The following is a 12,107-nucleotide window of genomic DNA, read 5'->3' on the forward strand; positions in this document are numbered from 1 at the left end:
GGGCAGTATAACCCTGCACTTGCAGGCTCACAACAAAACGGGCGCCATCCATTTGGGGCGATTAAGCGAGGAACAGGAAGTAAAACACTAGGAATATGGAACGAAAAATACCGGAAGGACGGCCATCGCTCTTCGTTGAGCGATATGCCAAAAAGGCCGAGCCTCAGCCCAGCCCCAGCGCTTGCCGCAACTCATCTGCCGATACCAGAACACCATCGGCAAGCAGGGATAGCTTTTGAATAACCGCTTTTAACTGCTCAACATCAGCCAGAGATTCTGCAGTTTCCAGCAGCTGCCACGCCTCTTCAGTTAAATCCAGCTCCGCCCCCAAGGCCAGTTCGCGAATATAAAACTGCGCCAAGTCTCGCACATCATCGCGCCGCTCAGCCAAGCTTGGCAGACGCAACTCTTGTGTATGTTGCGCCAGCCATTGGCTTTGAGCACCGCCCAAGGGCGCATTCTCACTGCTCAAACTCATAATCAGACGTAAACTCTCAACGCCATCGAACGAGAGCTTACTCACCTTCAACCAAAAGCTGCGCAGCGCCTTAAAATCGGTATCGCTAAGTGCATCTATGTTGCGGATAAACAAACTGCCGCCGCGCGCAAAAGTGTGCAGCGATTGCAAAATACTCACGGCCGAATCCGCCTCCCACTCACGGCAATCAGATTCGATAAAAGGAGCAGTATCGGTGCGCGACAAACAGTGCAGGCTGCGCGCGGCAATCACTTTGCCGCAGCCTTTGTCGGCGCGAATCAATACCGGCTTGCTCCCTTTGGCCAAAAGATCAATCCGTTGATCCAGCTGGCGCAATGCTTTGCTATTGCCGACCCAATAACTCTGGTCACCGTAAATATGAATAGCGCGATAGCGTGTTTGGTAGCGGCCAATGGTGCGAATAATTTCATCGGCCACCAGCGTCAATTCCTTATTGAGCTGCGCCTGCGACAAGCTTGCATCTGGCCCGACTTGCGCCACCAAATAACCCAAACGCTGTGGCTGCCCTTGCGGCTGCTTGAAATTAAGCGACAAGCTAAACGCCTGCGCGGCAACAAAATGCTCAAAGGGTGATTCAGCTACTTCTTGAGTGGAGATAAAAAATTCCTCAACGCGCCCAACCGCAGCCAGTTGTAAATCCCGCTCATCATTCACCAACAATAAGTGGCGATGCCCTTGATGGGTCACGCAGCGCAGAGTGATGGCAGCATGGGTCAACCCCAAACGCCCTACCGCCGAGGTCAGAATAATCTTGCACAGGGTGACAAAGCTTTTATTGACCGGCACCCACTTGGCAGTGGTGGACTGGTTAAACTTATGGATAGCACGGGTGAGCGGCTTGTTTTTCAATGCAGCTTGAAACAGGGCGATCATGGCGACAGTCTCGTAATTCGTGCAGACATAAGTGGGAAAATCGTGGCATCTTGTGGCAATCTATAGCCCTTACAAGCGATTGCCCATTACAGGGGATTACAGCTCACATAAGGCGCGCAGCCAGCATTCATATAAAGGAGTGAAGAATCGGCAAGCTGCTCCTTAATGGCTGATTACTAAAAAAGCATTTTTACGCGGAAAACTTATGGCTTATTTGCTGGATGTCGCTGCCGGGAGCTTCTTTCCTCTCGCGCCCCATCACACCTTCGGCAGGCTTGCGCCCGCTGTGAACACCCACATCGATAAACCCTACGTATCCAAATTACACGCGGCGATTGAATGGAATCACAGTCACTGGCGCATCAAAAATCTTGGGTTAAATGGCACCTGGGTTAATGGCGTTAGCCTCGGTCAGGGCGATAGCCGCGATCTCTACCTTGGCGATGAAATCCATTTTGCCGAGCTGACTGACCCCGGCTTTACCGTTATCAACCTCGCGCCCCCTGTAGATATGCTCTGGCCGTTGGAGCAAGACCTGAGCATCACCGAGCCAATTTATCTCTCGCGCTACCACCTGCTACCCGATGCCGAACAGCCGGAACTGGCATTGTTTTTCGACGAGCCGAGCCAGCAGTGGTATCAGGAGCCCTTGCATCAACACAATGAAATTGACGCGCCAGAATTAAACGATGGCGACCTGGTGCAATTCGGCAACACCCATTGGCAATTTGTGCGCGCGCAAATTTACGGCCCGACCGAAGTAAAATCCTCGCGCCACATTAATGATTACGAATTTATTTTTACGATGAGCTTGGATGAAGAAACCACCCAACTCGAATTACATAACCAGCAAAGGTTGGATTTGGCGATACGCACGCACCATTATTTGTTACTGCAACTCGCTCGCCACCGCGCCGAAGATGCCGAACGCGGATTGGATAGCAAAAGCCAGGGCTGGGTGTACGCCGATCAACTCGCGGCAGAATTGGGTGTTGATGGCACTCACATGAATATCCAGATTTTCCGCGCGCGCAAACAATTGGCCGACAGCCTGCCCGACACCCAAGGGCAACAATGCCTGCTGGAAAGGCGCGGCGGAAAAATTCGTTTTGGCTGCGAGAAATTTAAAATCTACAAAGGCGAAACGCTCACCCTCGCCTCGCCCTGTATGAGCTGCTAATCGCTGAATGAATAATTCCACTCCGCCATCCAACTCCAACACAAGCACAACTGAGCCATTGCGCATCGGCCACTACGAGCTGCGTCAGTGTATTGGGCGCGGCGGCATGGGCTTGGTGTATCGCGCGCGCGACACAAAGCTTGAACGTGAAGTGGCGATTAAATGCCTGCGCACCGAATTATTTGAAGATCACTACGTCGAGCGATTTAAACGCGAAGCCTTGCTGCTCGCCAAATTAAATCACCCGAACATTGTGCAGATTTACGATTTTATCGACACCACTGATCAGCTCGCGCTGGTGATGGAATTGGTCGATGGACAAAACCTGCAAGCCTATCTGCGCGAGCATATTGTCTCCATCGCCCAACGGTTGCAGTGGCTTGTGCAAATTACTGAAGGGCTGGCGGTTGCACACGATGCCGGCATCGTCCACCGCGATTTAAAAACCGAAAACATTCTGATCAACCAACGCGGCCAAGCCAAAATTACCGACTTGGGCATCGCCAAATCGCAAGACTTTAAAGGCACGCTGACGGATCACGTTGCAGGCAGTTATTGCTCCATGTCGCCCGAGCAGGCGATGGGTGAAACCATCACCTTTAAAAGTGATTTATTTTCACTGGGGATTCTCGCGTATCAATTGCTGTGTGGTGCGCATCCGTTTGGCGATACCAGCAACAAACTGCAGACCATGCAGCGGATTATTTCGCACCCGCCTACTGCGCCGCAAAAATTCAATCCGGATTTACCCGTTGAATTTATTGACCTGCTCGGCCAGCTTTTGTCTAAAGATCCCGATAAGCGCCCGGACAATACGCACTGGATAGCAGCGCAGTTTGAAAAATTAAAAGCCTTGAGCTGGCAAGAAAATGCGCCGGGCGATGACACTCAAGCATTAGTCGCGCCTTTGCCATCCACAAACACTAAAGCTTCACGCACGCAAGATCACCCAACCTTCGATACTCGCTTTGTTGCAATGCCGACCACACCCAAAGTATCTGCATGGCAAAAACTTAAAAGTTATATCACCGCGAATAAAATCGCCGCTGGTTCTGCGGCAATCAGCTTTTTGATTATTGCGGGAGTTGTGGTGTGGCAATTACAGCCTAAACCGCCAAAGTATGTCGCAGTCATTCCACCAACACTAACCGCAAACGGAATGCAAGCACCACAACAAGAGTTAATTAAAAATGCCATCTACGAGGCCGAGCAACAAGCTATAGCCCAATCCAATGGGTATTACTTAATTTCACGCAGTGAAATGCTCGAGCTTGGCGACAACAAACCGACCACTATTTTTGAAGCAACTGCGGCAGATGAGCTCCTTACCACCGATATAGAGTGCAAACAAACCACCTGCACGGCAATGATATCCCGCTTGGTAAGGAGCGACACCTCTGCATCAGCAAAAATAATTACCTCACAAAAAGCCACAACCGAGTTACTCACTACCGACTTGGCCGCTATTGCTGAGCTTATACACTCAAGTTTTGAAAAGCTGTACGGCAATAAACTGAACGTACAAGAGCAGACGATACCTACGTATGAATATGATACTGCCATAGCTATTTATAGCGATTACTTGAAGAATGGGGCAAATGAGGCAATGCTTTCCACTCTGGGAGCGCTAAGCCAATCCTCAAAAGCATCCTTGAATATACAAACCATTTTCACCGAAATACTGCTGGATCTGTATTACAAAACCGGCGACACCAAACTTTTAGACCAACGTGTTGCTTTTATTCTCGACAATCAAAGTCAGCGCATCTCACATCTATTAAATCTCCATGCAATTTATTTAGCCAAAAGAGATTTTGACCAAACGAGGAAAGTGGTTGCGCAGCTGAAGTCAATAGGCTTGGGCAATGCTCACCTCAACGAGCTGCAGGCACAAACATTAATACTGAGTGGAGAGTACCAGCAGGCGATAGATATTTTGCAAAGAGCGCAACAACTGCGCGAAACCCTCAGCAACAATTATGCTTTGGCGCTCGCTTATTTTTACAAAGGCGATTATCCGGAAGCTAACACCCACTTGGAAAAAATATTGATTTTCTCCCCTGAAAATTACAAGGCATTGAAACTAAAAGGCATTATTGCACTGAGCAACGGACAGACCAAAGAAGCCATTGCAGCCTTTGGGGAAATCCTTAATAAAAACGAAGACATATCCATAATGAGCAATCTGGGATTAGCTTATTTATTAGAAAAAGAACATGAAAGCGCTTTTCTGCTATTTGAAAAAGCCTACCTGCTCGCACCTGAAAACCCATCGATCCTACTTAATCTGGCTGATGCGGAACGTTTGGCAGGGCTAGAGTCAGCCAATAAGAGCTATCAGAAATTACTGCTAATGGTGGAGGACAAAACAGATCGGGAATCGCTGCTAGTGACGGCTCAAGCTTATGCTCAACTGGGCAGTTTTGTAGAGGCTGCTACCACCATTCAAAAGCTGTTGCAAACCAACGCAGAAAGCGTGGAGACCCAATATACTGCATCCCTTGTTTATGCCTTGGCGGGCGAAAATAACTCTGCCATTGCGAATGCGCGGAATGCGATTAAAAATGGCTTGCACCCGATATGGTATGACTTGGAATGGTTCACGTCACTTTGTAGCCATAAAGATTTTAAAACCCTGCTAAGAAAAGATAGCCAGCAATGTCTTGCAGCCAGATAAAAAAAGCTGCGTCATTACATTGCTGGCAGTTATCCTTAAGGCTTTGGCGGACGATCAACAATAATAATTGGATCGCCTGACTCATATATTGAGACAACACCGGTTTTAGAATCTGTGTACGAAGCTACAAATCCAAATGGTGCATTTTCCTCATTGTTTTCCAGCGCCTGGACATAAACCAATAAGGTAAAGCCATTATCGATAACCTCCACAGCGATATCATTGTATGGGTTTTCATCACCGTGATCGGTTGCAACACCACCTAAAGCAAAACGCCAAGTACCACCAGTAGCTGGATTTTGCTGTATGCTCACAACTAAAATAGCTCGCTCGAACTGACGCTCCAATGCAGATGGATTTAATTCAAAACCAACAGTTAAAGTAGAAATATCAACAGCACTACCCGGAGTTGAAAAAATCCAATCACCGGGGCTGGTCGCTGTTGGTAGCGCAGGAGTCAGATTGAAGAACTGAATAACCTGCCCACCTCTAGGAACATCAATTTCAAAGCTGCAATCGCTCCCCAGTTTTTTCTTACCTTTTTTTGCAGGCGCTTTTTTACCTTCTACTTTTTTTACTGATTTTTTCTTTGAATCTGCCATCGTAAATATTTCCTGTTAATTGCATGTGTGAGTTCCCTAGGTGGTCAACACATCAAAAATAACGGCCTTTTGATGGTGTGCCGCGCGCATCCTTGAGCGCGACTAAAAAACATTGCCAAACAAGCCTAGCTTAAAAATACCGAATCATTGGCAATTAATATTGATAAACGACTGACATACCTATGGTGCGCGGGCGGGTGATGTAATCAAACTTGCCTTGATCGCCGTAGTACAGATCGGTGCGCGCACCGGTAATGCCGCGCGTGTTTTCGATATTATTCACAAACGCACCAACACGCCAATTACCCAGTGTTACACCCGCGCGCGCATTGGCGGTGGTGTAGGCATCGAGCACACGATATTCGTAGAAGTCTTCATTTAATGCGGTGGTGACATCGCCGATACGATTAAAACCAATGCTGGCATCCCACACAGCGCCGTTGAATTCCTGATTGAAATCCAGCGACAAACTCCACTGCGTGCTCGGTGAACCCGGCAAACGGTCGCCATCGTAAACACCAAGTTCTTCAACCGACTCCGTCAGCTCAGCATCTATATCGGAATAACCAAGGCGCAGAGTAAACGCATCGCTTAATTTTGCTGTTGCATCCAATTCAATACCTTGTGATTGCGCATCACCAGCGTTGCCTTTGATACCGCGACCATCCTCACTGGTAGTACTAAACTGAATATTTTCCCAATCGATAGTGAACAGCGCGACATTCAATTGCAGGCGCTGATTCAGCCAATAGGAATTAAAACCCAGCTCATAGTTAGTGCTGCGATCCGGCGCATAAAAGTGCTCAGACGCAACGGCAGATTCAGTGATATTTGCACCGCCACGGCGATAACCTTCACCTACAATAAAATAGGCTTTGTGATCGTTGCTGAAACGATAGGTGGTGCTGAATTTTCCGAGCGTGTCATTAGTGTCATCATCGCCATTTTCACAACCACGTTCATAAGGGTAAAGAGCAGAGCAAGTTTCCAATTTATCCTCGTAGCGGAAATAGCGCGCACCTATGCTCGCCTCCCAGTTTTCGGTGAGGTCATAAATCAGTTCAGCGTAGGTAGAAATTTCATTAAGAGTTTCATCTTGTGTCGCGTCATAGTCGATGTCGCCGGGGCGATCTTCGCCGATAAATGCACCAAAGCCGGGAACGGTTTCTTTGTAAATGAGACCCATATCGTCGCGACTATAAAATCCACCGACCAACCAACGCAGGCGCTGATCATCTGCCGAAGCCAAACGCAGTTCGGCGCTGTCTTTTACGACATCGACATTTGCCGCAACTACACCGTACATATCCTCATAGAGGGTGTAATAGGCTCCGTAATAGTTGTCGAGAAAAATAAAATAATCCGTTTGATCCCTGCGATCACCGTATTGATAATCGTAGTGGTTCAAGCTCGCGGTCAGTGTTGCCCAACCCATTTCATATTCGGCATCGATACTCGCCAGCTGCAATTCGCCTTGCATAGGTTGCAGGATGCGACTTGATGCTGTGTATTCATCTCCAGTAAAACTTTCGTTGGCTGCCTGACGGTCGCCTACGTTCACTTTTTGATAGTCGTACATGGTATTGAGCGAGAAATTATCGCTCGCTTGCCAAAGCAAACTAATGCGCGCCTGTTTGGTTTCGTCATCATTGATGTCGTCTTGCGCACCGGAAATTAAATAGGGGTTATCGATAAAACCGGCGTTGTCGGTTTTGCCCAATAAAAAACGCAAACCGAGAGTGTTGTCGATCAACGGCGTGTTCACGACTAAATCGGTATCGTAATTGAGATCATCGCTGTGATCGGTTTGCGACAGTTTGCCGCTCACACGCACTGACTGTTTTTCCAAATCCGGTTTGGCGGTCACGTAGCGGATCAAACCGCCGTTGGATGCATTGCCGTAAAGAGTGCCCTGCGGGCCACGAACCACTTCGACTTGCTGCAAATCTTTCAGATTGAATGAAGGCGGTACAAAGTAACCTTGCAGCGGAATGTTATCGACATAACTCGCCACCGTTGAGCCATCCCCGCCCAAATCATTATCACCCACTGAATCAGTGCGCAGGCCGCGAATAATTAATCCTGTTGGGTTGCGCGGACCGGCATCCACAATCGAAAAGCCGGGCACCTGCGCGGCTATATCGCCAATATTATTGATGCTGGAAAAATCAGTGAGCACGCTGATGGCGCCGGTGAAATCTTGCAGATTTTGTTCACGCTTGGCGGCGGTAACTGTCACCTCTTCAACAGCAGGCGCAGCTTGTACCAACATAGGAGCACCAAGCAGAGGCAAAACAGCGCAGGCCAGCGCCAGCGGTTTAAGGCGATGCGTTCGGGACAAAGTGTGGCGATTGATCATGAGCATTACTCTTTTGTTGTAGTGGAAAAATTTAATTTGCTGCCTCATCCTTTGGCTGCTGACGATATTCGGATGGTGTTTTCCCTACCAACTTTTTGAAAAAAGTATTGAAGACGGATTTACTGTTAAAGCCGACTTCCAGATAAATATCGGTAATGGTTTTGCTTTTGTTGGCTGGATCGAGCAAACGCTTTTGCGCTTCCTCAATACGATAGCCATTCACAAATTCGTAGAAATTCAAATTGAAGTGACGGTTGATAATCATCGATAAATCTTTGGCGGGCGTGCCGAGCGTGTCAGCGAGCATATCGAGCGTCAGATCAGGATTAAGATAGGTTTTTTGGCTGCGCATGATGCCGTCGATCTTGGCGGCGTATTCGGGGTTGAGCAGTTTTTCCTGCGTCGATTTTTTAGGCGCGTCTTTTCCTTCCTTGCCATCTTTTTGTTTCACCGCTTCAAAATTGCTGAAGTAGCGCATGCTGGTAAATACCAGCATCGTCACCAAAAAGAAGAGCGCGTAGTTGCCGCTCAGGCCAATATATTCAATCGGGTTGCCCTGCGGGTTGGGGTGCTGAAAATCAAACCCGGTGAGGTAGCCAATAACTTTGGCGCTGGCCAGTAGCTCGTGCATCAGAGTGATGACCATAAAGCCCACCACCAAAATCTTGAGCCAGAGAATATCCACCTTCTCAATATTGGAGTGAGTGGTTTTGAGAATGTCTTTGTATTTAAAAATCAGCATAAATGCCGCTGCGCAGTAAATCACACGCAGGGTTTTGCATAAGAATTCAGCGGTAATGTAACCGCCGCTGTACACAAACGCTTCAGTATTGATCCAATCCAAACGCACTTCAGCCGGATAGCGATAAAACGCCAGAATCATAAACAGTGCAAATAATCCCAGCGGTATCAGGTGCAGATAATCGCGTGGGCGCAGATGAAAATCGCGGAACACCAGCGACTTCACATAAAAGTAGAGCAGCACTGCATCCAGATAATAAGCAGAGGCACCAATAAAATAGACCTGCGGCCAATGTGTGCGCACCTGAAGTTTAAACTCAGCGCCCCAGAGAATAAGTTCGTGCAAAGGAATCAATGCATGGGCAATCAGAAACGCAGCGAGAAAGTAATTGCTGGTGTTGTTGGGCGGATTAGTGACTATGAGCAGCAAAGCGAAAAAACAGCAGAGCATTGCCGTCATCAACAGGATGACATCGTGAAAATTAAATACGACCTGGTTGAATTGCATCTTGGTTCTCTCTCCTACGCCCATGCTTTGTATAAGCACTTTTGCCGATGGGCTTATCGTTTTTGTTGTTATACCGCTCTTAATTGGCGGCCATTGTTGGTAGTCGCTAGCAGCCGGATACTATCGAAGATGACGCCATCGAGCCACAAAAAACCGCGTACGAGGGCTACTACTCGGGCGTACGAGCGTTTTTCCAATAGTCGAACCCGTTCGCCTGTGATTTTTTAACAGGCAAATTTTGCTCTCGAACGACAAGTGTCCGCCCCTCCCTTAGCCTAGCAGCAACCATACCCGCCGAAGCCTACAAGGAGATGAAAGCTGCGCCCAAGTCCCATAGCTTCCTCTAGCAACGTTAGTGTCTGAGGAACCCTTTGCCGATGCAGCAATGCATCGGCTTTTTTGTTTGTAGGCGGCAGAGCGCAAAACCGGTAGTATCCGGCCTCATCTCATTTAATGAGAACAAGGAATAACGCCAACAAGGACAGGAGCAAAAGCCGTGGCAAACAGCATCATCAAAACCAATTCTGAATACAAAGATTGGCTCAAAGGGATCAAACAATCCTTTCTACAAACCCAACTCAAAGCCGCCATCAGCGTAAATACTTCATTATTAGAGTTTTATTGGCAGCTGGGCGGCGAGATCATCGAGAAACAAAAAAGCGCACAATGGGGCGATGGTTTCCTCAATCAGCTCAGCCAAGACTTAACGGGAGAGTTTCCTGACATTCAAGGATTTTCAAAGCGCAATTTAGAATTAATAAGGCGCTGGGTGCGTTTTTGGTCTGATACATCAATTGCGAAACAAGCTGTTTCGCAATTACCGCAAATCCCATGGGGGCATAATATTGCCATCATGCAAAAGTGCCGAAACCACGCCGAAGCACTCTTTTACGCACAAAACACCCTCAAACACGGCTGGAGTCGCAATGTACTGATACACCAGATAGAAAGCGGCCTATATCAGCGCGATGCCAAAGCCATCACCAACTTCGAGCAAACACTGCCACCACTGCAATCTGACTTAGCCTTACAAACCCTTAAAGATCCCTACGTGTTCGATTTTTTAACCCTCACCCAGGACTATAGCGAGCGCGAGCTGGAGCAGGCATTAACGCAACACATCACTCAATTCTTACTGGAGCTAGGTGCCGGGTTTGCCTACGTCGGCAAGCAAGTCCCATTAACGGTTGGCAGCAAAGATTTTTATCTCGATTTACTCTTTTATCATCTCAAACTGCGCAGCTATGTTGTCATCGAATTAAAATCCGGCGACTTCGCGCCTGAGCACACCGGAAAACTTAATTTTTATTTAACCGCTATCGATAAACAGTTAAAAACCGAGCGCTATAATCCCAGCATCGGGCTATTACTCTGCAAACAAAAAGATAAACTTGTCGCTGAATATGCGCTCTGCGACATTAATAAACCCATAGTGATTTCCGCTTACCAGCTAACCCAAGCCCTGCCAGAAAATTTGAAATCCAGCCTACCCAGTATTGAAGAGATTGAAGCGGAGCTTGCGAAGGATTTATGATCCCCTCACTGGCATCTATTTCCCCTTGAAATAAACTGTAATATGATCGGCACGCTAAACCACATAACCTTTGTGGTTTAGCGTCACAGGAATGACCACAGCAGTTACAGCCCAATGGATTGGTGTTACGGAAATTGGATACACGACTCGGCTGCTATGGAATTATGGATATCAAGCACAACCTCCCCCGCCCCAATTCTCCATTTATTTTCAGCCGTATTCGTAAAAATAGATACTCATCTGATTTTCTAAAAATTTAGATTTTTAATGATTTGAAAAAAGAGAAATAAATGTCTGATCAAGAAAAAATAAAGCCTACATGCTTCGTTATACAATCATTTGACGGTGGAAAATATGATCGAAGATATTCGGAAACCATTAAACCAGCTCTAATTAAAGCCGAAGTAGAACCACAAAGAGCTGATGAGATTCTTGGCCTAAGCCCAGTGGTGGAAAAAATCGAGACCGCAATCGAATCAGCTTCAATTTGTATAGCTGAGGTAAGCGAAGACAATCCTAATGTCTGGTTAGAATTAGGTTATGCTTTAGCGCTTGATCGACCAACTGTAATTCTTTGCGATAAATCCAAAAGAGAAAAACTACCATTCGACATACAACATCGCCCCATCATATTTTATAGAACAGATTCGAGGAGTGGGTATGAAGAACTTGAGAACAACATCGTTAAGTGGATTAAAAACGAACTCTCCACTTCGCGCCGCATGAATTCAATCAAAGTCCTCAACTCTGGCAGCAATATCAAATCTGATCTAGAAGATTATGAAGTAGCAATTCTATCGTCTGCTTTTACTTTTTGGCCAACAACTGACGGTGGAATACCTCACTGGAGACTTGAACAAAATCTTAAAGAAATGGAGTTTACTGAAATCGCATTAGCTTTAGGTGTAACCGGCCTAGTAGAACGTGGACTTTTAACTCAAAAGCTTCTTATCGATCACAGCTATAACAATGAAGAATATAAAGTTTATTTGGTCACTAATTCTGGAATCCAGTGGATGCAACAAAACAAACAAAATTTGATTGTAAGGCAAACTAAAGCCGCAACAGAACCCACAAATATAAAAAAAGGCTCTTTTGATGATGACATACCCTTCTAGCCCGGAGAGATGGTAA

The 12,107-nt window shown here is 47.0% G+C and carries 8 protein-coding genes; 4 read left to right on the forward strand and 4 right to left on the reverse strand.

Going from position 1 to position 12,107, the window contains the following annotated elements:
• Positions 1 to 163 precede the first annotated feature (163 nt).
• Complete coding sequence (locus SPL68_RS00785; RefSeq protein WP_323813158.1) at positions 164 to 1,372, reverse strand: sigma 54-interacting transcriptional regulator; 1,209 nt, start codon at positions 1,370 to 1,372, stop codon at positions 164 to 166.
• A 205-nt stretch (positions 1,373 to 1,577) separates the two neighbouring features.
• Between SPL68_RS00785 and SPL68_RS00790 the strand changes: the two genes are divergently transcribed.
• Together SPL68_RS00790 and SPL68_RS00795 are read left to right on the forward strand one after the other, a co-directional pair.
• The gene (locus tag SPL68_RS00790; protein WP_323813159.1) at positions 1,578 to 2,552 is read left to right on the forward strand and encodes an FHA domain-containing protein; all 975 of its coding nucleotides are present in this window, start codon (positions 1,578 to 1,580) and stop codon (positions 2,550 to 2,552) included.
• A gap of 7 nt (positions 2,553 to 2,559) precedes the next feature.
• A complete protein-coding gene (locus tag SPL68_RS00795) occupies positions 2,560 to 5,229 on the forward strand; it encodes a protein kinase domain-containing protein (RefSeq protein WP_323813160.1) in 2,670 nt (889 codons plus the stop codon).
• Between the two features lie 35 nt (positions 5,230 to 5,264).
• Here SPL68_RS00795 and SPL68_RS00800 read toward each other — a convergent pair whose 3' ends face one another.
• The 3 genes from SPL68_RS00800 to SPL68_RS00810 all read right to left on the reverse strand — a co-directional run bounded on the left by SPL68_RS00800 (position 5,265) and on the right by SPL68_RS00810 (position 9,439).
• Positions 5,265 to 5,831 (reverse strand): DP-EP family protein, encoded by a 567-nt coding sequence (locus tag SPL68_RS00800; RefSeq protein ID WP_323813161.1) that lies wholly within the window; start codon positions 5,829 to 5,831, stop codon positions 5,265 to 5,267.
• Positions 5,832 to 5,985: 154 nt separating this feature from the next.
• The gene (locus tag SPL68_RS00805; RefSeq protein WP_323813162.1) at positions 5,986 to 8,190 is read right to left on the reverse strand and encodes a TonB-dependent receptor; all 2,205 of its coding nucleotides are present in this window, start codon (positions 8,188 to 8,190) and stop codon (positions 5,986 to 5,988) included.
• A 31-nt stretch (positions 8,191 to 8,221) separates the two neighbouring features.
• Positions 8,222 to 9,439 carry a helix-turn-helix domain-containing protein gene (locus tag SPL68_RS00810; protein WP_323813163.1) on the reverse strand — a complete coding sequence of 406 codons (1,218 nt, stop codon included), beginning with the start codon at positions 9,437 to 9,439 and terminating at the stop codon, positions 8,222 to 8,224.
• A 496-nt stretch (positions 9,440 to 9,935) separates the two neighbouring features.
• On the opposite strand from SPL68_RS00810, the gene SPL68_RS00815 reads away from it, so the two are divergent.
• Both SPL68_RS00815 and SPL68_RS00820 read left to right on the forward strand, forming a co-directional pair.
• The gene (locus SPL68_RS00815; protein ID WP_323813164.1) at positions 9,936 to 10,973 is read left to right on the forward strand and encodes a PDDEXK nuclease domain-containing protein; all 1,038 of its coding nucleotides are present in this window, start codon (positions 9,936 to 9,938) and stop codon (positions 10,971 to 10,973) included.
• Between the two features lie 290 nt (positions 10,974 to 11,263).
• A complete protein-coding gene (locus tag SPL68_RS00820) occupies positions 11,264 to 12,091 on the forward strand; it encodes a hypothetical protein (RefSeq protein ID WP_323813165.1) in 828 nt (275 codons plus the stop codon).
• Positions 12,092 to 12,107 lie beyond the last annotated feature (16 nt).

The sequence above is a fragment of the Cellvibrio chitinivorans genome, from assembly GCF_035117775.1.
In the GTDB taxonomy this organism is placed as follows: Bacteria; Pseudomonadota; Gammaproteobacteria; order Pseudomonadales; family Cellvibrionaceae; genus Cellvibrio; species Cellvibrio chitinivorans.

What these genes read in the sequence shown, in the direction of transcription:
- SPL68_RS00785 (WP_323813158.1), bottom strand. Translation starts at nt 1,372, where the DNA reads ATGATCGCCCTGTTTCAAGCTGCATTGAAAAACAAGCCGCTCACCCGT.
- SPL68_RS00790 (WP_323813159.1), top strand. Translation starts at nt 1,578, where the DNA reads ATGGCTTATTTGCTGGATGTCGCTGCCGGGAGCTTCTTTCCTCTCGCG.
- SPL68_RS00795 (WP_323813160.1), top strand. Translation starts at nt 2,560, where the DNA reads ATGAATAATTCCACTCCGCCATCCAACTCCAACACAAGCACAACTGAG.
- SPL68_RS00800 (WP_323813161.1), bottom strand. Translation starts at nt 5,831, where the DNA reads ATGGCAGATTCAAAGAAAAAATCAGTAAAAAAAGTAGAAGGTAAAAAA.
- SPL68_RS00805 (WP_323813162.1), bottom strand. Translation starts at nt 8,190, where the DNA reads ATGATCAATCGCCACACTTTGTCCCGAACGCATCGCCTTAAACCGCTG.
- SPL68_RS00810 (WP_323813163.1), bottom strand. Translation starts at nt 9,439, where the DNA reads ATGCAATTCAACCAGGTCGTATTTAATTTTCACGATGTCATCCTGTTG.
- SPL68_RS00820 (WP_323813165.1), top strand. Translation starts at nt 11,264, where the DNA reads ATGTCTGATCAAGAAAAAATAAAGCCTACATGCTTCGTTATACAATCA.